Source organism: Pseudomonas sp. MDV22-iso1, from assembly GCF_058145095.1.
In genome coordinates this window covers 84,434-105,627 of sequence record NZ_JBYVMF010000002.1, presented here as the reverse complement: position 1 = coordinate 105,627, position 21,194 = coordinate 84,434, and the positions used below count along the sequence as shown (strand labels likewise).

The following is a 21,194-nucleotide window of genomic DNA, read 5'->3' as shown; positions in this document are numbered from 1 at the left end:
CATGGCACCCTGATTCGCCACATGCTGCTACTGGTCACCGCCTGCCTGGTGATTGGCCTGATTACCGGCTATTACGGCTGGAGTCTCGCCGCAGGCCTGGGCCTTTACCTGGCCTGGACGCTCAAGCAATTGCTGCGTCTGCACGAGTGGTTGCGCCTGCACAAACCCGATGAGGCACCGCCGGACGGCTATGGTTTGTGGGGTGAAGTCTTCGACAGCATCTACCACCTGCAACGCCGCGACCAACGTGTTCGTGGACGTCTGCAGGCAGTAATCGACCGGGTTCAGGAGTCTACCGCTGCCCTTAAAGATGCCGTGATCATGCTCGACACCGACGGCAACCTCGAATGGTGGAACCGCGCGGCGGAAACCCTGCTAGGTCTCAAGACACCCCAGGACAGCGGTCAGCCCGTGACCAACCTGGTGCGCCATCCACGCTTCAAGGAATACTTCGAGCAGGACAGCTACGCCGAGCCGCTGGAGATCCCTTCGCCGATCAATGACCGCCTGCGCATTCAGCTGTATATCACTCGCTACGGCAACAACGAGCATTTGATGCTGGTACGCGACGTGACGCGCATCCATCAGCTGGAACAGATGCGCAAAGACTTTATCGCCAACGTTTCCCACGAGTTGCGCACACCGCTGACGGTGATTTGCGGCTACCTGGAAACCCTGCTCGATAACGTCGAGGAAGTGAACCCGCGCTGGACCCGCGCCTTGCAGCAGATGCAGCAACAAGGCGGACGCATGCAGACGTTGCTCAATGACTTGCTGCTGCTGGCCAAACTGGAGGCCACCGATTACCCCTCGGACAACCAGCCCGTGGCCATCGATGGCTTGCTGCAGTCGATCAAGAGCGACGCGCAGCAACTGTCCGATCAGAAAAATCATCACATCACCCTCGAAGCCGATCCGACGATCCAGCTCAAGGGCAGCGAAGCCGAATTGCGCAGTGCATTTTCCAACCTGGTGTTCAACGCGGTGAAATACACCCCGGCCGAGGGCAAAATCCGCATCCGCTGGTGGGGTGATGAACAAGGTGCGCACCTGAGCGTGCAGGACTCCGGCATGGGCATCGACAGCAAGCACCTGCCGCGCCTGACCGAACGCTTCTACCGGGTCGACTCCAGCCGCAACTCCAACACCGGCGGCACCGGCCTCGGGCTGGCCATCGTCAAACACGTGCTATTGCGCCACCGCGCACGGATGGAAATCAGCAGCGTACCGGGCCACGGCAGCACGTTCACCTGCCATTTTGCGCCCGCCCAAGTCACCAAAAACCTGGCCATCAGCACCACTGACTGATACCGACCAGCACGCGCCACTATGCAATTAACCAGTCAGCCGCTACATTGGCTGACTTGTGCCTGCGCTTCAGGTACACATTTTTCCTTTCTTTCGAATACACGGAACCCGCAAAACTCCATCATGGACCCATCCCCTGGCTTGACCCTCGCGACACTCTTCGCCGATTTCGGCATGATTCTTTTTGCTCTGATCCTGGTTTTGCTCAACGGCTTTTTCGTTGCGGCGGAATTCGCCATGGTCAAATTGCGCTCGACCCGGGTTGAAGCCATCGCCGAGAAGAACGGCTGGCGCGGGCACATCCTGCGCACCGTTCACAGTCAGCTCGATGCGTACCTTTCGGCGTGCCAGCTGGGTATCACCCTCGCCTCCCTCGGCCTTGGCTGGGTCGGTGAGCCGGCGTTCGCGCACATCCTCGAACCGATGCTGGAAGCCGTCGGCGTGCAGTCGGCCGAAGTGATCAAGGGCGTGTCGTTCTTCGCTGCCTTCTTCGTCATTTCGTACCTGCACATCGTGGTTGGCGAGCTGGCTCCGAAATCCTGGGCCATCCGCAAACCCGAGCTGCTGTCGCTGTGGACCGCCGTGCCGCTGTACCTGTTCTACTGGGCCATGTACCCGGCCATCTACCTGCTCAACGCCAGTGCCAATACGATCCTGCGGATCGCTGGCCAGGGTGAACCCGGCCCGCATCACGAGCACCATTACAGCCGTGAAGAACTGAAGTTGATCCTGCACTCAAGCCGTGGTCAGGACCCTAGTGACCAAGGCATGCGTGTATTGGCCTCGGCCGTGGAAATGGGCGAGCTGGAAGTGGTCGATTGGGCCAACTCCCGGGAAGACTTGGTGACGCTGGAGTTCAACGCGCCACTGAAGGAAATCCTGGCGATGTTCCGTCGTCACAAGTTCAGCCGTTATCCGGTGTACGACAGCGATCGCCAGGAGTTTGTCGGCCTGCTGCACATCAAGGACCTGCTGCTGGAACTCGCGGCGCTGGACCATATTCCCGAATCGTTCAACCTGGCCGAACTGACCCGTCCGCTGGAGCGCGTTTCCCGTCATATGCCGCTCTCGCAACTGTTGGAGCAGTTCCGCAAAGGCGGTTCGCACTTTGCACTGGTTGAAGAAGCCGACGGCAACATCATCGGTTACCTGACCATGGAAGACGTGCTGGAAGTGCTGGTCGGTGATATCCAGGACGAACACCGCAAGGCTGAGCGCGGGATTCTCGCGTATCAACCGGGCAAGCTGCTGGTGCGTGGTGACACGCCTCTGTTCAAGGTCGAACGGCTGCTGGGTATCGATCTGGACCACGTTGAGGCCGAGACCCTCGCCGGGCTGGTCTACGACAGCCTGAAGCGGGTGCCGGAAGAGGAAGAAGTGCTGGAAGTCGAAGGACTGCGGATCATCATCAAGAAGATGAAAGGGCCGAAGATTGTTCTGGCCAAGGTGTTGATGCTGGATTGATGCGGGCTTGCTGGGCTTGCTGGGCTTGCTGGGCCTGCTAGTCCTGCTAGTCCTGCTGGGCCTGCTGGGCTTTTGTGGTGAGGGGATTTATCCCCGTTGGGTCGCGAAGCGGCCCCTTCGTATTTAGACGCACTGGGACGGCTGCGCCGTCCAACGGGGATAAATCCCCTCGCCACAGATAAATCCCCTCGCCACAGAGGAATCATCTCATCACAGATGAATCCCCTTACCGCAATAGACTTCTGCCACTTTCACTGTTTGCCCAACGCAAAGTTGGGCAACCCCCCTACCGGCTGACTGAACTGGTACGGAATCGACACCAGCCCCAGTCCGGTATTGCGCTGCACCACGAAATGCAGGTGCGGCCCGCTGCTGTTGCCGGTATTGCCTGACAACGCCAGCGCGCTGCCAACCGCCACACGCTGGCCCTCCCGAACGCTCACCGAGCCCTGCATAAGGTGCAAGTACACGCCCATCGTCCCGTCATCGTGCAGCACGCGCACAAAATTGCCGGAAGGATCGGTGCCACGGCCGGTCTGCCTGTTCTCGGTTTTCACCACTACTCCGCCCCTGGCCGCAATGATCGGTGTGCCCTCAGGCATGGCGATGTCGATGGCGTAACGGTTCTTCGGGCCGAAATGGCTGTATTGGCCATTGGCACCCTGACTCAGGCGAAACGGGCCACCACGCCACGGCAACGGGTATCGGTAGGCCATGGCAGCGCCTGAGGGATCGCCCAGGGAGTATTCGAATTTCGGGGTATACGCCAGCGGCCTTCCTGCCCGAGTGGCCGTCAGCAGCGCCAGGCGAATGTTGCTGCGTGCCGGCATCACCCGGCGAATCGGTCGGCTTGGCGCGCCGCTGACGTTTTTCAGGCCAGCGAAACTCAGCTCGATCTCCACCGGGGCATAGAGGTCATTGCGCACGAAGACGCTGTCGGCGCCCTTCTGCTTCTTGATGTCCAGGTACACCTGTCCCCCAAGGTTCTCGACCATGCGATCGCGGAAAACGAAGACTTGTGAGCCCTTCGTGGGGCGGTCGCTGTAGGAGACCACGCCGTTCGCGTCTTTGGATTTGTAGATCGTCATGGCCACAGCCGAGGTGGAGGCCATGAAAAGACCACAGAGAAAAATCAGGCGCGCGAGCATAGGCAAGGGTTCTATCGAGGAAGGCCTGGGGAGGAGCCTAGCAGCTGCAATGGACCCGTGGAGGTGGCAGATGTTTCAAGTTCGGCCGTTAAGGGGATGTGCGGCTGTTTTGATGGCCTCATCGCGAGCAGGCTCACTCCTAAAACTGATCGTTGGTGTGACAAGGACCGAGTATGGGAGCGAGCCTGCTCGCGCAATAGCTCATGAGGCGACGAGCGACTTACGCACCCGGAATGAAATGCTTCTGCACCGTACCCCGAGCAATCAATCGGGAAATGTAGTCGAGCTTCTGCGCGTCCTGATCCACAAAGCGGAAGGTCAGCTGCAACCATTCGCTGTCAGGCTTGGGCTCGTAGGCGACGATGGCGTGCAGGTAGCCGTTCAGGCGGGCGACTTCGGCATTGTCACCCTGCTCCAGGTCGAGCACGGCGCTGTCGAGCACTTGCGGCAACGCATCGGTACGCTTCACTACCAGTAGCGCTTCCTTGAGGCTCAAGGCCTTGATCACGCATTGCTGAGTACCACTCGACAGACGCAACTGGCCTTGGCCTTGACCGGACGTGATGGCTGCCCCGGCGCTGACCTTGACTGGCGGAGTGTTCAGCAGACCACGTGACGGTGCCGGCGCGGGCGAGGTAGTGACCACGGTGGCCTGGCCGCCGGTCAAGGCGTTCAGGGAGTCGTTACCGAAGGCGGAGTTCACTTTCACCGGAGCGCTGTTCATCAGCGCGTCGAGCTTGCCGACCTTGTTCAACGCCTGCTTGACCTTGGTCAGCAGTTGCTCGTTGTTGAATGGCTTGCTGACGTAGCCGGAAACACCGGCCTGGATCGCCTGGATGACGTTCTCTTTGTCGCCGCGACTGGTCACCATGACAAAGGGCATGGTCTTGAGATTGTCCTGCTCGCGGCACCAGGTCAGCAGTTCCAGACCGGACATTTCCGGCATTTCCCAGTCACACAGCACCAGGTCAAACACTTCTTTTGTCAGCAAGGTCTGCGCTTTCTTGCCGTTGATCGCATCTTCGATCCGAATGCCCGGAAAATAGTTACGCAGGCACTTTCTCACCAGGTCACGAATGAATGACGCATCGTCCACGACCAACACACTGACCTTACTCATCCATCACCCCTTCAAAACCCCGGCAAGCGTAGCGCATTGCTGATGGCATATTGCCAAAACCCTCAGTCACGCCGGGACTTTTCGTTCACGGGTGCTGTTGTCGAATGCATGGGCCACAAACAAAAACGCCCGACCAAAAGGCCGGGCGTTTCTCTTGGGCAAACTTACTTATCGTCAACTTTGCCCGGAACATTAGCGGTTTCAGCACTTGTGCCTTCAACTTCTTCCTTCATGCGCTTCAGGCCCAGGTGCCGCACGTCGGTCCCGCGAACCAGGTAAATCACCAGCTCGGAAATGTTGCGCGCGTGATCGCCAATCCGCTCCAGCGAACGCAGTACCCAGATAATGCTCAAGACGCGCGAGATAGAGCGCGGGTCTTCCATCATGTAGGTCGCCAGTTCACGCAGCGCGGTCTTGTATTCGCGGTCGATGATCTTGTCGTACTGGGCCACCGATAACGCCAGATCGGCGTCGAAACGGGCAAAAGCGTCCAGGGCATCGCGAACCATGTTGCGCACCTGGTCGCCGATATGACGAACTTCGACGTATCCGCGTGGCGCTTCGCCTTCTTCGCACAGCTGAATCGCGCGACGGGCGATTTTGGTCGCCTCGTCGCCGATGCGCTCCAGGTCGATCACCGATTTGGAGATGCTGATGATCAACCGCAAGTCGGAGGCCGCCGGCTGACGACGGGCCAGAATGCGCAGGCATTCTTCGTCGATATTGCGTTCCATCTGGTTGATCTGGTCGTCGATCTCGCGAACCTGCTGGGCCAGGCCGGAGTCGGCCTCGATCAGCGCGGTGACCGCGTCGTTGACCTGCTTTTCCACCAGGCCGCCCATGGCCAGAAGGTGGCTGCGCACTTCCTCGAGTTCGGCGTTGAACTGGGCGGAAATGTGATGGGTAAGGCCTTCTTTACTAATCATGTTGGCGTCCTTGGAGCGTCCGGTAAGGTGCGGTGGACCGCAGCGTCAGTTAAGTGAGCAAACCACCACCTGCTAGCCGTAACGACCGGTGATGTAATCTTCGGTCTGCTTCTTCGCCGGATTGGTGAACAACGTATCGGTGTCGCCGAATTCCACCAATTTGCCCATGTACATGAACGCCGTGTAATCGGAAACCCGCGCGGCTTGCTGCATGTTGTGGGTCACGATGACGATGGTGAATTTCGATTTCAGTTCGTAGATCAGCTCTTCAACTTTCAGTGTGGAGATCGGGTCGAGTGCCGAGCACGGTTCATCGAGCAGCAACACTTCCGGCTCTACGGCGATGGTACGGGCGATCACCAGACGTTGCTGCTGGCCACCGGACAGGCCGAGTGCCGACTCGTGCAGGCGGTCTTTGACCTCGTCCCACAGCGCCGCGCCTTTCAAGGCCCACTCAACGGCTTCGTCGAGTACACGTTTTTTGTTGATGCCCTGGATGCGCAGGCCGTAAACCACGTTTTCGTAGATGGTTTTCGGGAAAGGGTTAGGCTTCTGGAACACCATCCCGACACGACGACGCAGCTCGGCCACGTCTTCGCCCTTGCGGTAGATGTTGTTGCCATAGAGGTTGATCGCGCCTTCCACTCGGCAGCCATCGACCAGGTCGTTCATGCGGTTGAACGTGCGCAGCAGCGTGGACTTGCCGCAGCCGGACGGGCCGATGAAAGCGGTCACGCGCTGCTTCGGAATGTTCATGCTGACGTCGAACAGCGCTTGTTTGTCGCCGTAAAAAAGGCTCAGGCCCGGGACTTCGATGGCCACAGTTTCCTGCTCGAGGCTGAGGCTCTGTTTGTCGCGGCCCAAGGCAGACATGTTGATGCCGTGGGTATGTGTTTCGTGCTGCATGGGAGGCTCCCTGTGCTAACAAATTCGGTTCGTTGATCCGCCGACGGAGCCAGCGGGTTACTCAAATTCTTTGCCTGTCGCGGTCACTGTGGGAGCTGGCTTGCCAGCGATGCAGGCGACTTGGTACGCCATCAACACCGCGGTGATGCCATCGCTGGCAAGCCCGCTCCCACAGGACTTGTATTAGCTGTCGAGCGCTTTGTACTTCTCGCGCAGGTGGTTACGGATGTAAACGGCCGACAGGTTCAATGTGGCGATCACCAGTACCAACAGCAGCGCCGTGGCGTACACCAGCGGTCGCGCCGCTTCAACGTTCGGGCTCTGGAAGCCGACGTCATAAATATGGAAGCCCAGGTGCATGATCTTCTGGTCAAGGTGAAGGTACGGGTAGTTGCCGTCCAGTGGCAGCGACGGTGCCAGTTTCACCACACCGACCAGCATCAGCGGCGCCACTTCACCGGCGGCGCGAGCCACGGCCAGGATCATGCCGGTCATCATCGCCGGGCTGGCCATCGGCAGCACGATCTTCCACAAGGTTTCGGCCTTGGTCGCACCGAGGGCCAGCGAGCCTTCGCGCACGGTCCGCGGAATCCGCGCCAGACCTTCTTCAGTGGCCACGATCACTACCGGCACCGCGAGCAGCGCCAGGGTCAACGAAGCCCAGAGCAGGCCCGGCGTACCAAAGGTCGGCGCAGGCAACGCTTCGGGGAAGAACAACCGGTCAACCGAACCGCCCAGTACATAGACGAAGAAACCCAGACCGAACACGCCGTAAACAATCGCAGGCACACCGGCCAGGTTGTTCACCGCGATGCGGATAATCCGGGTCAAGGCGTTCTGCTTCGCGTACTCACGCAGGTAAACCGCCGCCAGTACACCGAATGGCGTCACGATCATCGCCATGATCAGAGTCATCATCACGGTGCCGAAAATTGCCGGGAAGATCCCGCCTTCGGTGTTCGCTTCACGCGGGTCGTCGCTCAGGAACTCCCAGACCTTGCTGAAGTAGAAACCGATCTTGGTGAAAGTCCCCATGGCGTTCGGCTGGTAGGCATGCACCACTTTGCCGATGCCTATTTCGATCTCTTTACCGTTGGCGTCGCGGGCCGTCAGGCTGTCGCGATTGAATTGGGCATGCAGATCAGCCAGACGCGCTTCAATGTCCTGATAACGGGCGTTCAGTTCTGCGCGCTCGCCATCCATGTCAGCTTGCGCTGTGGCATCGAGGGTGCCTGCCAGTTCAAGTTTGCGACCATGCAGACGGATGCGTTCCAACCCGGCGTTGATTGCACCAATGTCGGATTTTTCCAGGGTCTTGAGCTCGGCAGCCAGCTTGTTGACGCGCTCCACGCGCGCCTGCAATTCAGGCCACGCCGCTTCGCCTTCGGCGATGACCTTGCCATCCTGTTTAACGTTGACCAGATAGCCGTAGAAGTTGCCCCACTCGCGACGCTCGATCGCCATCAACTCGGGTGGCGTCTTCTGGTTAGTCAGCCACTCACCTACGATCCAGGTGAAGTCGCTGCCGTTAAGGTCACGGTTGCCGACCTTGATCAGCTCACGGGTCATGAACTCCGGGCCCTGATCGGGCACCGGCAGGCCAGCACTTTTGAGGCGCTCGCGAGGCACTTCTTCTTTCTGCACCACTTCGCCAATGACCAGGTGATTAGCCTGGCCCGGCACGTCGTAGCTGGCGTGGATCAGGTCCGCCGGCCAGAAATGGCCCAGACCACGCACGGCAATCACTGCCAGCAAGCCAATGGTCATGATGACGGCGATGGACACCGCGCCACCGCTGATCCAGACGCCTGGGGCGCCGCTCTTGAACCATCCGTTCAGGGAGTTCTGTTTCACAGACTTCTACCTTTCTTAAAGCGACGAGTATTTCTTGCGCAGACGCTGACGAATCAGTTCCGCGAGGGTGTTCATGACGAAGGTGAACAACAGCAGCACCAAGGCCGAGAGGAACAGCACGCGGTAGTGGCTGCCGCCGACTTCCGATTCGGGCATTTCCACCGCTACGTTGGCGGCCAGGGTGCGCAGACCTTCGAACAGGTTCATTTCCATGACCGGGGTGTTACCAGTGGCCATCAGCACGATCATCGTTTCACCGACCGCACGCCCCATGCCGATCATCAGTGCCGAGAAAATGCCCGGGCTGGCGGTGAGGATCACCACGCGAGTCATGGTCTGCCAAGGCGTGGCGCCGAGGGCCAGGGAACCCAGGGTCAAACCGCGTGGCACGCTGAACACGGCGTCTTCGGCAATGGAGTAGATGTTCGGGATCACCGCGAAACCCATCGCCAGGCCAACTACCAGTGCGTTGCGCTGGTCGTAGGTGATGCCCAGGTCGTGGGAGATCCACATGCGCATATCGCCGCCGAAGAACCAGTTTTCCATGTACGGGCTCATGTACAACGACAACCAGCCCAGCAACAGGATCACCGGGATCAGGATCGCGCTTTCCCAGCCATCCGGCACTTTCAGGCGCACGGATTCAGGCAAGCGGCTGAAGGCGAAACCGGCCACCAGAATGCCGATCGGCAACAGCATCAGCAGGCTGAAAATGCCGGGCAGGTGTCCTTCCACATACGGCGCGAGGAACAGGCCCGCGAAGAAACCGAGGATCACCGTCGGCATCGCTTCCATCAGTTCGATCACCGGCTTGACCTTGCGGCGCAGGCTCGGGGCCATGAAATAGGCGGTGTAGATGGCCGCCGCAACAGCCAGCGGCGCAGCCAGCAGCATGGCGTAGAACGCAGCTTTCAAGGTGCCGAACGTCAGCGGGGACAGGCTCAGCTTGGGTTCGAAATCGGTGTTGGCTGCGGTCGATTGCCAGACGTATTTAGGCTCGTCGTAGTTCTCGTACCAGACTTTGCTCCACAACGCGCTCCACGACACTTCCGGGTGCGGGTTGTCGAGCAACAGAGGTTGCAGCTTGCCGCCGGCTTCCACGATGACGCGGTTGGCCCGTGGTGACAGACCGAAAATGCCTTGGCCTTCGACCACCTGATCCACCAGCAAGGTGCGGTGGGCGGTGCTGTGGAAGACGCCAAGCTTGCCGGAAGCATCAAGCGCAATAAAACCTTTGCGACGCTCTTCGGCAGTGATTTCAACGATCGGCGTGGTGCCCATCTGGAAGGTACGAATCTGCTTCAGACGCTGCTCGCCATCCGGATCGCGGGCCATGAACCACTGGGCCAGACCACCCTTGGAGTCGCCGAGGATCAGCGAGATACCGCCAACCAGTTGCGTACTGGCAGTGATTTGCGCTTCACCATCTTCAAGCAGTTTGTAGCGACCATTGAGGCTCTTGTCGCGCAGGCTGAACACGTCGGCCTGAGCGCGACCGTTGATCACGTACAGCCACTGTTGGCGCGGGTCGACGAAGATGTTTTTTACCGTCTCGGTCATCTGCGGCAGGTCGATACGCTTCTGCTCGTTGGTGACTTCGCCGGTCATCATGTTTTCTTCGCTGGTCAGCGACAGAACGTTGAGCTGAGAACCGGTGGAGCCGACCAGCATCAGGGTCGAGTCCGTAGCGTTGAGGCTGACGTGCTCCAGCGCCCCGCCCGCTTCGTTGAGTGCGATCGGCGTTTCGCCATACGGGTATTCGATGGCTGGCGAGATAGTCTTCTTGCCGTCCGGGTACGACACTTTATACGTGTGGCGGAATACCAGGGCCTGGCCATTGGAAAAGCCTACCGCGACCAGGGGGGAACCCGGCTGATCTTCGCCAATGGAGGTGACCTGGCTACCCGCTGGAACCGGCAAATCGACGCGCTTGAGCTCTGCGCCACTGTCGATATCAAAGAACAGCGCCTGCCCCTTGTCGGAAACCCGCATGGCGACCTGATTCTGTTCTTCCAGGGAGATCATCAACGGCTTGCCGGCATCTTGCATCCAGGCAGGCGTGATCGAGTCCTTGACGTCCAGGTCGGCTCCCTGGAACAGCGGGGCAACAACGTAGGCGAGAAAGAAGAAAATCAGCGTGATCGCGCCGAGAACGGCGAGGCCGCCAACGAGGACGTACCAACGCGTCAAACGGTCTTTAAGCGCGCGAATACGGCGCTTGCGCTGCAGCTCAGGCGTATTGAAATCAATTCGCTTGGGGGGATTTGTAGTCATTGTGGAATTGGCCAGATCATTCATTCGCACACCCTAGCGATCCTGTATGACAGAAAGATGACAGTGCAGTGACGCGACAAATCCGCCACCAGCAGGGAGCTGGTAGAGGATCGAAAAATTGGGGGCCGGCGTCGGCCGGCATTTGTAGGAGCTGTCGAGGGAACCGAGGCTGCGATCTTTTGATCTTGCAGTTGAAAGCCAGATCAAAAAATCGCAGCCTCGGTTCCCTCGTCAGCTCCTACACAGGTCCGGGGCGTACCCCGGGCCTAGGGTTTTACTTTTTTGCGACTTCAGCGCCGCCTTCTTGCAGACCCAGGTCAGCCAGAGCTTTAGCAGCTACTTTGGCTGGCAGTGGGATGTAACCGTCTTTCACTACCACTTCCTGGCCCTGTTTCGACAGAACCAGCTTCACGAACTCGGCTTCCAGCGGAGCCAGAGGCTTGTTCGGGGCTTTGTTGACGTAAACGTAGAGGAAGCGGGACAGCGGGTACTTGCCGTTCAGGGCGTTTTCTTCGGTGTCTTCGATGAAGTCAGTGCTGCCTTTCTTGGCCAGTGCAACAGTCTTCACGCTAGCGGTTTTGTAGCCGATGCCCGAGTAACCGATGCCGTTCAGCGAGGAGCTGATCGACTGCACGACCGAAGCCGAGCCAGGCTGTTCGTTGACGTTTGGCTTGAAGTCGCCTTTGCACAGGGCTTCTTCCTTGAAGTAGCCGTACGTGCCCGATACCGAGTTACGACCGAACAGTTGAACCGGCTTGTTGGCCAGGTCGCCCGTCACACCCAGATCGCCCCAGGTTTTCACGTCGGCTTTAGCGCCGCACAGACGAGTCGAGGAGAAAATCGCGTCGACCTGCTCCATGGTCATGTGCTGGATCGGGTTGTCCTTGTGCACGAACACCGCCAAGGCGTCCACAGCAACTGGAATGGCAGTTGGCTTGTAGCCGTATTTGGTTTCGAAGGCCTGCAGCTCGTTGTCCTTCATCTTGCGGCTCATCGGGCCCAGGTTAGCGGTGCCTTCGGTCAGCGCAGGTGGCGCGGTAGACGAGCCAGCGGCCTGAATCTGGATGTTTACGTTCGGGTATTCTTTTTTGTAGTTCTCAGCCCAGAGGGTCATGAGGTTGGCCAGGGTATCGGAGCCGACGCTGGACAGGTTGCCCGACACACCAGTGGTCTTGGTGTAGCTCGGGATAGCAGGGTCAACAGCGGCAACCGCGTTGGCAGTCGCAACGCCAGCAGCGACAAAAGTCATTGCCGCCATCAAACGCTTCAGTTTCATGCCTTACTCCTAGCAGATAGGGTGTGTTAAGTCGGGGCCAAGTATCGGCAGGTCGTATGAACACTCTATGGCTGAAATATGACAATTGGATGAAAGGCCATCATTCGAGGTTTTATCGGAATTCATGCGCCTTGATCGCCAGCAGGCCGGCTCCCACATTGGAATACGTTTCAATGTAGGAGCCAGCCTGCTGGCGATAGGGCGGGTACAGCTACAGACAGTTTCGGGGCTCAGCGCCCCTTCTTCCAAAGATACCCACCGACCAAAATCCCGACGCCACAAATAATCGCGACGTAATAGGCGGGCCCCATCGGGCTTTCCTTGAGCAGCAACGTCACCACCATCGGCGTCAAACCACCGAAAATGGCGTAGGCCAGGTTGTAGGAGAACGACAGTCCGCTGAAGCGCACCACCGCCGGAAAGGCTTTGACCATCACGTACGGCACGGCGCCGATGGTGCCCACCAGCAGACCGGTCAAGGCATACATCGGGAACAGCCAGTCAGGGTGATTGAACAGGCTGTGATAGAAAGTCCACGAGCTGATCAGTAGCGCAGCGCTGCCAAACACAAACACCCGTCCCGCGCCAAAGCGGTCAGCCAGCGCACCTGAAGCGACACAACCCAGGCTCAGGAACACGATCGCCACACTGTTGGCCTGCAACGCGGTGGTTGGCGCGAAGTGGTAGACGGTCTGCAGCACTGTAGGGGTCATCAGGATGACCACGATGATGCCGGCAGACAGCAACCAGGTCAGCAGCATGGAGATCAGGATCGCCCCGCGATGGTCACGCAATACAGCCTTGAGCGGCACTTCTTCGGCCAGGGCTTTGCGCAGTTGCAGCTCGGCGAACACCGGGGTCTCGTGCAACCAACGGCGCAGGTAAACCGAGAAAAGGCCGAATACACCGCCCAGCAGGAACGGGATCCGCCAGGCGTAGTCGGCGACTTCCACCGGGGTATAGATGCTGTTGATGGCCGTGGCGACCAACGAGCCCAGCAGGATACCCGCCGTCAGCCCACTGGTCAGCGTGCCGCAGGCATAGCCGATATGTCGTTGCGGCACGTGTTCGGAAACGAAGACCCATGCGCCCGGCACTTCACCGCCAATCGCAGCGCCTTGAATAACCCGCATCAGCAGCAACAGGATCGGCGCCCACATGCCAATCTGTGCGTAAGTCGGCAACAAGCCCATGATCAGGGTCGGTACGGCCATCATGAAGATACTGAGGGTGAACATCTTCTTGCGACCCAGCAGGTCGCCGAAGTGCGCCATCACAATGCCGCCCAACGGACGCGCCAGGTAGCCCGCGGCAAAGATGCCGAAGGTTTGCATCAGGCGCAGCCACTCGGGCATGTCCGGGGGAAAAAACAGCTTGCCCACCACCGTGGCGAAGAACACGAAAATGATGAAGTCGTAGAACTCCAGCGCACCGCCCAGAGCGGACAGCGATAACGTCTTGTAGTCGTTGCGGGTCAGCGGACGTGCGGATTGTGTGGGCTGCGCGATATTCGAAGGCGCTGTGGTCATGGCAAGGGCTTCTCTTATAGTCGGATCTGCAACCCCAACAACGCTGGCGAGGGCTTGGGCAGGTTCGGCACGATAACAAATTGTTCGAAAAAGCACATAGATGTGCATATTTGACGGTCAAAATGAGAACCGGACGGTCGTCTCGGAGTCTACCGACCGATATACTCGCAATCTTGCAATGGCTGGAAAGGGTTGCTGTGCGAAAACGCCTGCCGGGGTTCATAGGCGATTTCGCAGAGTTTCCCTTTAGGCGCCTTACGAAAAACGTGACGAACGTAGTATGTTCGGGGCTGAATCGTTTTTTCTGAGACGGCTATTCACCTGAAGTACCAATGAAGAGTCACGGGTCAGAGGCACCCCCGGCATGATAGAGCTCGAACAAGAAGATCCAATCCCGCAAGGCGACCTGGCCTTGCAAATCACCGCACTCCCACGCGAAACCAACGGCTTTGGCGATATTTTCGGCGGCTGGCTGGTGGCGCAGATGGATTTGGCTGGCACCGCAATGGCCAGCAAGGTTGCCGGTGGCCGCGTGGCGACTGTTGCAATCGACCGCATGGCGTTTCTGGTGCCGGTGGCCGTGGGCGCTCAGCTCTCCTTCTATACCCAGGCCCTGGAAATCGGCCGCAGCTCGATTCAGATGATGGTCGAAGTCTGGAGCGACGACCCGCTGTCCAGCGAGTGGCGTAAAGTGACCGAAGCGGTGTTTGTGTTTGTCGCGATCGATGGCAGCGGACGCACGCGTTCGGTTCCGCCAAGAGCCCGCTGACCAATAGCCCCGTTAAACCCGGCGGCTGTTTCGCGGTCCATTGCAGTCATTGTTCCTGATCGAGAGTTGCCCCATGAGCACGCCCAACGTAGAAGCCATGAAACTGGATGAACTGAACTGCTGGCGCATCCGCCACGGTCAGGCGGAATTGCTGGTCGCCCAGCAAGGTGCGCACATCCTCAGTTATCAGGTGGCCGGCCAACCGCCGGTGATCTGGCTCAACGACGAGGCGGTGTTCAAGACCGGCAAGAGCATCCGCGCCGGTGTTCCCGTGTGCTGGCCGTGGTTTGGCAATTTTGCGCGCAATCCTCAGAGCGTTCAGGCGATGCGCGTCAGCAACGAAGAACCCACGGCTCACGGGCTGGTGCGGGCAATGGACTGGGAGTTGGCCGGCATCGAAACCGAGGGCGAAAGCCTGAAGGTCGAATTCCTCCTGCCCTACCCCGAAGGCGGATTGCCAGGCTGGCCGCATCAAGTGGATCTGAAACTGAGCATTCGTCTGGATGATCAGCTGCACATCAACCTGACCAGCCAGAACCAGGGAACCGAAACGGTCACCATCAGCCAGGCGCTGCATAGCTATTTCGCGGTGAGCGACGTACGCAATGTGCACGTCGAAGGGTTGGATGGGTTGAGCTATATCGAGACCCTGGACGACTGGAAAACCGTGACCCAATCCGGTGACCTGCGCTTCAGCGGCGAGACCGATCGTATCTACCTCGACACCCCGGCGCAGCTGAGCATCGTCGACCCGGCTTGGGAACGGCGCATTGAATTGACCAGCGTCGGCTCACGCACTGCCGTGATCTGGAATCCTTGGATCGAGCGCGCTGCGGCGTTCAGCGACATGGCTGACGATGGCTGGCAGCGCATGCTGTGCATTGAAACGGCGAATGTGATGGGTGATGTGGTGGCTTTGGCGCCAGGGGCCAGCCATACACTTGGTGTCAGCATCGCCAGTAAACCGCTGTAACGCCAAAAACACTGCAGGAGTGAGCCTGCTCGCGTTGAGGCCATAACATCCAACATCAATGTTGACTGTTAAACCGCTATCGCGAGCAGGCTCACTCCTACATTTGATCACCTACAAATCCGATTCCTGCACCACCCGCACCTTCGCCGCATCCAGCGCATACGCCGCGTCGGCCAGGTCGTTGTTGACCTTCTCCACCTTCAACGTTCCGGTCACCCACAGCGGCGTGTAGATATCGTCCAGCTTCAAGCCCTTCGGATACCTCACCAGCACCAACTGATTAGGCGGTGGTGGCGGCACGTGAATGCAGGCGCCAGGGTATGGCACGAGGAAGAACAACGTGCTGCGCCCCTTCGCGTCGCTTTCCAAAGGTACCGGGTAACCGCCAATACGGATGTTCTTGTCGTTCATCGACGGCACGGTTTTGGTGGAATACATCACCGCCGGCAACCCTTTGCTCTGCTTCATGCCACCCTTTTGGGTAAAGGTGCCATCGCCTTCGGGGGAGTTGTGATCGATATCGGGCATGGACTCGAGGGCTTTCTGGTCTGACTTGGGCATCAGTTCGAGCCAGTCGGTTTCCGGCAGTTCGCTGCCGTGGGCAAGGCCCGTGCCCAGCAAAAGAAAGGTCAACAGAAGACGGCGCATGAACGTGCTCGGTAAAGGAGGGGATAAATGAATCGCCGAGCATTCTAGCCCTCCCGGCTTGCGCAGCCGAGAGGGCTTTGTCGCCTGGATCAGTTCTTTTTGATCAGGCCGTAGATCACCAGCAACACCACGGCGCCCACGAGCGCACCAATGAAGCCTGCGCCTTCGCCAGCGTGGTAGATACCCAAAGCCTGGCCGCCATAAGTGGCCGCCAACGAACCGCCAATACCGAGCAGGATGGTCATAATCCAGCCCATGCTGTCGTCACCTGGTTTCAGAAACCGGGCCAGCAGGCCGACGATCAAGCCGATAAAGATGGTTCCAATAATTCCCATGACATTTCCCTCTGAGTAAGTGACTAAAGCCTAGTCAGACTTTTGCATACTGCCATGAGAGAACGGCGGTCCTTGAATGGTTCCGCCGCCGTCAGATGAAACTATTCAGCAATGAGCGCCTGGACCTTGATGATCTGCTGCTCCAGCGTGGCTTTGTCGGCGCAGCGCAGGTTGGCGTGACCGACCTTGCGACCCAGCTTGAACGCCTTGCCATAGTGGTGCAGATGGCAATCGGCAATCGCGATCACTTTCTCTACCGGTGGAACGACGCCGATGAAATTGAGCATTGCGCTCTCGCCGACCTTGGCCGTCGAACCCAGCGGCAAACCGGCAACGGCCCGCAAGTGGTTTTCAAACTGGCTGCACTCGGCGCCTTCGGTGGTCCAGTGTCCGGAGTTGTGGACCCGCGGGGCGATTTCATTGGCCTTGAGGCCACCGTCGACTTCAAAGAATTCGAATGCCATCACGCCAACGTAGCCCAGCTGCTTGAGCACGCGGCTGGAGTAGTCTTCAGCCAAGGCTTGCAACGGGTGGTCGGTGCTGGCCACGGACAGCTTCAGGATGCCGCTGTCGTGGGTGTTGTGAACCAGTGGATAGAACTTCGTTTCACCATCGCGAGCACGCACGGCGATCAGGGAGACTTCACCAGTGAACGGTACGAAGCCTTCCAGCAGACAGGCAACGCTGCCCAGCTCGGCAAACGTACCGACCACATCTTCAGGTGTGCGCAGGACTTTCTGACCCTTGCCGTCGTAACCCAAGGTACGGGTTTTCAACACGGCCGGCAGACCGATCGAAGCCACGGCGGCGTCCAGATCGGCTTGCGACTGAATGTCAGCGAACGCCGGGGTTGGAATACCCAGATCCTTGAACATGCTCTTCTCGAACCAGCGATCGCGGGCAATGCGCAGGGCTTCGGCGCTCGGGTAAACCGGAACGAATTGCGACAGGAATGCCACGGTTTCGGCCGGCACGCTTTCGAACTCGAAAGTCACCAGATCGACTTCATCGGCCAGCTGACGCAGGTGGTCCTGATCGCCGTAATCGGCCCGCAGGTGTTCGCCCAACGCGGCGGCACAAGCATCCGGCGCCGGATCAAGGAAAGCGAAGTTCATGCCCAGCGGAGTGCCCGCCAGCGCCAACATGCGACCCAACTGGCCGCCACCGATTACACCGATTTTCATCGTCAACAACCTCAGGCGATGCGTGGGTCTGGATTTTCCAGGACGCTGTCTGTCTGCTCAGCACGGAATGTTTTCAACACCGCATGGAATTGCGGATGCTTGGCGCCCAGGATACTCGCCGACAGCAATGCGGCGTTGATCGCGCCAGCCTTGCCGATGGCCAGGGTGGCAACCGGAATGCCCGCGGGCATCTGCACAATAGAGAGCAGGGAATCGACGCCCGACAGCATCGATGACTGCACCGGCACGCCGAGCACCGGCAGGTGGGTTTTGGCCGCACACATGCCCGGCAAGTGGGCCGCGCCGCCGGCACCGGCGATAATCACCTCGATGCCACGCGCCTCGGCCTCTTCGGCATACTGGAACAGCAGATCCGGGGTGCGGTGGGCAGAGACCACTTTCACCTCGTAAGGAATGCCGAGCTTTTCCAGCATATCGGCGGTGTGGCTAAGGGTGGACCAATCGGACTTGGAGCCCATGATCACGCCAACCAGTGCACTCATCGTCGTGCCTCTTCTCTCTGGGCGCCCGCAGGCGCGTCAAAAACAACAAGCCACGCATAATATGCGTGGCTCAATTGTACGAAAAATGGCCAGTCAAGCCGGCCGAAGGCCGCGCAGTATACCTCAATGGAGCAGATAAACAGCCCCTGTTACGACCATCTGTCATACGGCGCAAAGTGCCAGTTTTACTGACTTTAAGGTCAGCCAAAAAGATCAAAAGATCGCAGCCTTCGGCAGCTCCTGCAGAGATGGGCGCAGGAGCTGCCGAAGGCTGCGATCCTGGCGCCCGGTGAACACAACGCAGTTATGTGCCCTGCGCCGCGCCCCCTTCAAGCTTGCGCCACAGCAACCGCACATTTGCCTTGCGCACCAGTGCACAGCGGTACAAACGAATTTCCAGCGGCACATGCCATTGCGCACCGCCGCAGACCACCAGCTCACCGCGCGCCAGTTCGGCGCGCACGCTGAGTTGCGGAACCCATGCAATGCCCAAGCCTTCCAGCGCCATGCTTTTCAGACTGTCCGCCATGGCCGTTTCATAAATGGTGGTGAAACGCAGCGCGCGCTGGCGCAGCAGCATGTTCACCGAACGACCCAAAAACGCACCGGCGCTGTAAGCCAGCAACGGCACACTCGCCTCGCCTTCGAGATCGAACAGCGGCTTACCGTCGGCATCCGCCGCGCATACCGGCAGCATTTCGGTATGCCCAAGGTGCAGCGACGGGAAAATCTCAGGATCCATTTGCAGCGCAGCATCCGGATCGTAAAACGCCAACATCAAGTCGCAGCCGCCTTCGCGCAGCGCGTGCACCGCGTCGCCAACGTTGGTTGCTACCAGCCGTGTGGCGATGTTCAGGCCTTCGTTTCGCAACTGAGCAATCCAGCGCGGAAAGAAGCCCAGCGCCAGCGAGTGAGCAGCTGCCACTTGCATCACTTCGCCCTGCCCACCCTCCAGATGATGCAGGTGACGCAACACTTCACCGAGTTGTTCGACCACGGTCCGCGCCGTCACCAGAAACAGCTGCCCCGCCGCGGTCAGTTCGATAGGGGTGCGCGAACGGTTGACCAGTTGCAGACCGAGCGCCGTCTCGAGGCTGCGAATGCGGCGACTGAACGCCGGCTGCGTCACAAAGCGTCGCTCCGCAGCCTGGGAGAAGCTGCGCGTCGCGGCCAGGGCGCTGAAGTCCTCAAGCCATTTACTTTCCAGATTCATCACGCCCTCCCGGACACGCACCAAATTAGGTCACACGCTCGCCGCAATCACGGCGTCACACGGGCATTATGCCGAATTTGCATAGGGCAGTGTTTAAAGGCATTGGCCGAAAATTCTCTACAAGCCTAGCATTTGCGGTGTTCCGGCACAGACCGGGTCCATATCGAGATGATTTCTATCATGTCCTCCGCTGCATCTTTCCGCACAGAAAAAGACCTGCTTGGCGTACTCGAAGTACCGGCTCAAGCGTATTACGGCATCCAGACCCTGCGAGCGGTGAACAACTTCCGTCTCTCCGGCGTTCCGATTTCGCACTACCCGAAACTGGTTGTCGGTCTGGCAATGGTCAAACAGGCCGCCGCTGACGCCAACCTTGAGCTGGGTCACCTGAGCGACGCCAAGCACGCAGCCATCAGCGAAGCCTGTGCACGACTGATCCGCGGCGATTTCCACGAAGAGTTCGTGGTGGACATGATTCAAGGCGGCGCTGGCACTTCGACCAACATGAATGCCAACGAAGTCATCGCCAACATCGCGCTGGAGGCCATGGGTCACCAGAAGGGCGAATACCAGTACCTGCACCCGAACAACGACGTGAACATGGCGCAGTCGACCAACGACGCCTATCCGACCGCGATCCGTCTGGGTCTGCTGTTGGGTCACGACGCCCTGCTCGCCAGCCTCGACAGCCTGATCCAGGCGTTCGCTGCCAAAGGTGAAGAATTCAGCCACGTATTGAAGATGGGCCGTACCCAACTGCAAGACGCTGTGCCGATGACCCTGGGCCAGGAATTCCGCGCGTTCGCCACCACCCTGGGTGAAGACCTCGCACGTCTGAAAACACTGGCACCAGAGCTTCTGACCGAAGTGAACCTGGGCGGCACTGCCATCGGTACGGGCATCAACGCCGACCCGCGTTACCAGCACCTGGCCGTTCAGCGCCTGGCACTGATCAGCGGTCAACCGCTGGTTCCAGCGGCCGACCTGATCGAAGCCACGTCGGACATGGGCGCCTTCGTACTGTTCTCCGGCATGCTCAAGCGTACTGCGGTCAAACTGTCGAAGATCTGCAATGACCTGCGCCTGCTGTCCAGCGGTCCACGCACCGGCATCAACGAAATCAACCTGCCAGCGCGTCAGCCAGGCAGCTCGATCATGCCAGGCAAGGTCAACCCGGTTATTCCGGAAGCCGTGAACCAGGTAGCGTTCCAGATCATCGGTAACGATTTGGCGCTGACCATCGCAGCCGAAGGCGGCCAGTTGCAACTGAACGTGATGGAGCCGCTGATCGCGTTCAAGATCTTCGACTCGATCCGCCTGCTGCAACGCGCCATGGACATGCTGCGCGAGCACTGCATCGTCGGCATCACCGCCAACGAAGCGCGCTGCCGCGAACTGGTCGAGCACTCGATCGGCCTGGTGACGGCGCTGAACCCGTACATCGGCTATGAAAACGCCACCCGTATCGCGCGCATCGCTCTCGAAAGCGGCCGCGGCGTGCTGGAACTGGTGCGCGAAGAAGGCTTGCTCGACGACGAAATGCTCGCCGACATCCTGCGTCCGGAAAACATGATCGCTCCGCGTCTGGTGCCTTTGAAGGCCTGACCAAACGCTTTAGTTACTGCTCACCAGGTCGAGGGACTAGACACCTCTCACCTTTTGAGGGCTTGGGGATTTATTCCCCAGGCCCTTTTTTTTATCGAATTCTGTAGAAGCAATACCCCGTTTTATCGCTTGCACCACAACCGTGCAGACGGGCGCCGC

General features: G+C 59.2%; 18 protein-coding genes. 5 read left to right on the top strand and 13 right to left on the bottom strand.

From position 1 onward, the window contains the following. Positions 1-21 precede the first annotated feature (21 nt). Both phoR and AC3ZVB_RS02795 read left to right on the top strand, forming a co-directional pair. Positions 22-1,308 (top strand): phosphate regulon sensor histidine kinase PhoR, encoded by a 1,287-nt coding sequence (gene phoR / locus AC3ZVB_RS02800; protein WP_208525637.1) that lies wholly within the window; start codon positions 22-24, stop codon positions 1,306-1,308. Between the two features lie 123 nt (positions 1,309-1,431). Beyond that, a complete protein-coding gene (locus tag AC3ZVB_RS02795) occupies positions 1,432-2,772 on the top strand; it encodes a hemolysin family protein (protein WP_194690894.1) in 1,341 nt (446 codons plus the stop codon). A gap of 251 nt (positions 2,773-3,023) precedes the next feature. Here AC3ZVB_RS02795 and AC3ZVB_RS02790 read toward each other — a convergent pair whose 3' ends face one another. The 8 genes from AC3ZVB_RS02790 to AC3ZVB_RS02755 form a co-directional block, all read right to left on the bottom strand. Continuing rightward, the gene (locus tag AC3ZVB_RS02790) at positions 3,024-3,920 is read right to left on the bottom strand and encodes a peptidoglycan DD-metalloendopeptidase family protein (RefSeq protein WP_490145726.1); all 897 of its coding nucleotides are present in this window, start codon (positions 3,918-3,920) and stop codon (positions 3,024-3,026) included. Between the two features lie 220 nt (positions 3,921-4,140). Next, a complete protein-coding gene (locus AC3ZVB_RS02785) occupies positions 4,141-5,040 on the bottom strand; it encodes a response regulator (RefSeq protein WP_490145725.1) in 900 nt (299 codons plus the stop codon). A 164-nt stretch (positions 5,041-5,204) separates the two neighbouring features. Then, the gene (gene phoU, locus AC3ZVB_RS02780) at positions 5,205-5,966 is read right to left on the bottom strand and encodes a phosphate signaling complex protein PhoU (RefSeq protein ID WP_162436614.1); all 762 of its coding nucleotides are present in this window, start codon (positions 5,964-5,966) and stop codon (positions 5,205-5,207) included. A gap of 72 nt (positions 5,967-6,038) precedes the next feature. Continuing rightward, entirely contained in the window at positions 6,039-6,872 is an 834-nt protein-coding gene (pstB, locus tag AC3ZVB_RS02775; protein WP_060540210.1) for a phosphate ABC transporter ATP-binding protein PstB, read from the bottom strand. Positions 6,873-7,055: 183 nt separating this feature from the next. Next, positions 7,056-8,726: a phosphate ABC transporter permease PstA gene (gene pstA, locus AC3ZVB_RS02770; protein WP_162436613.1), complete on the bottom strand. Its 1,671-nt coding sequence runs from the start codon at positions 8,724-8,726 to the stop codon at positions 7,056-7,058. Between the two features lie 15 nt (positions 8,727-8,741). Continuing rightward, positions 8,742-11,024: an ABC transporter permease subunit gene (locus AC3ZVB_RS02765; protein ID WP_194690891.1), complete on the bottom strand. Its 2,283-nt coding sequence runs from the start codon at positions 11,022-11,024 to the stop codon at positions 8,742-8,744. Positions 11,025-11,274: 250 nt separating this feature from the next. Next, positions 11,275-12,276: a phosphate ABC transporter substrate-binding protein PstS gene (locus AC3ZVB_RS02760; RefSeq protein ID WP_162436611.1), complete on the bottom strand. Its 1,002-nt coding sequence runs from the start codon at positions 12,274-12,276 to the stop codon at positions 11,275-11,277. Between the two features lie 230 nt (positions 12,277-12,506). Then, a complete protein-coding gene (locus AC3ZVB_RS02755) occupies positions 12,507-13,805 on the bottom strand; it encodes an MFS transporter (RefSeq protein ID WP_194690890.1) in 1,299 nt (432 codons plus the stop codon). A 364-nt stretch (positions 13,806-14,169) separates the two neighbouring features. On the opposite strand from AC3ZVB_RS02755, the gene AC3ZVB_RS02750 reads away from it, so the two are divergent. Both AC3ZVB_RS02750 and AC3ZVB_RS02745 read left to right on the top strand, forming a co-directional pair. Next, entirely contained in the window at positions 14,170-14,574 is a 405-nt protein-coding gene (locus AC3ZVB_RS02750; protein ID WP_007896491.1) for an acyl-CoA thioesterase, read from the top strand. A gap of 73 nt (positions 14,575-14,647) precedes the next feature. After that, entirely contained in the window at positions 14,648-15,547 is a 900-nt protein-coding gene (locus AC3ZVB_RS02745; protein ID WP_490145724.1) for a D-hexose-6-phosphate mutarotase, read from the top strand. 111 nt (positions 15,548-15,658) lie between these two features. On the opposite strand, the gene AC3ZVB_RS02740 is transcribed toward AC3ZVB_RS02745, so the two are convergent. The 5 genes from AC3ZVB_RS02740 to AC3ZVB_RS02720 form a co-directional block, all read right to left on the bottom strand. Beyond that, positions 15,659-16,195, bottom strand: a complete 537-nt coding sequence (locus tag AC3ZVB_RS02740; RefSeq protein ID WP_162436608.1) for a DUF3299 domain-containing protein — start codon at positions 16,193-16,195, stop codon at positions 15,659-15,661. An 89-nt stretch (positions 16,196-16,284) separates the two neighbouring features. Next, the gene (locus AC3ZVB_RS02735; protein ID WP_027926291.1) at positions 16,285-16,530 is read right to left on the bottom strand and encodes a GlsB/YeaQ/YmgE family stress response membrane protein; all 246 of its coding nucleotides are present in this window, start codon (positions 16,528-16,530) and stop codon (positions 16,285-16,287) included. Between the two features lie 101 nt (positions 16,531-16,631). Next, positions 16,632-17,714: a 5-(carboxyamino)imidazole ribonucleotide synthase gene (locus AC3ZVB_RS02730; protein ID WP_490145723.1), complete on the bottom strand. Its 1,083-nt coding sequence runs from the start codon at positions 17,712-17,714 to the stop codon at positions 16,632-16,634. 11 nt (positions 17,715-17,725) lie between these two features. Beyond that, the gene (gene purE, locus AC3ZVB_RS02725; RefSeq protein WP_017341565.1) at positions 17,726-18,217 is read right to left on the bottom strand and encodes a 5-(carboxyamino)imidazole ribonucleotide mutase; all 492 of its coding nucleotides are present in this window, start codon (positions 18,215-18,217) and stop codon (positions 17,726-17,728) included. 304 nt (positions 18,218-18,521) lie between these two features. After that, positions 18,522-19,430: a LysR substrate-binding domain-containing protein gene (locus AC3ZVB_RS02720; protein ID WP_162436606.1), complete on the bottom strand. Its 909-nt coding sequence runs from the start codon at positions 19,428-19,430 to the stop codon at positions 18,522-18,524. Between the two features lie 180 nt (positions 19,431-19,610). Here AC3ZVB_RS02720 and aspA point away from each other — a divergent pair, with 180 nt between their 5' ends. Beyond that, positions 19,611-21,035, top strand: coding sequence for an aspartate ammonia-lyase (gene aspA, locus AC3ZVB_RS02715; RefSeq protein WP_490145722.1), 1,425 nt, complete (start codon positions 19,611-19,613; stop codon positions 21,033-21,035). Positions 21,036-21,194: the final 159 nt, after the last annotated feature.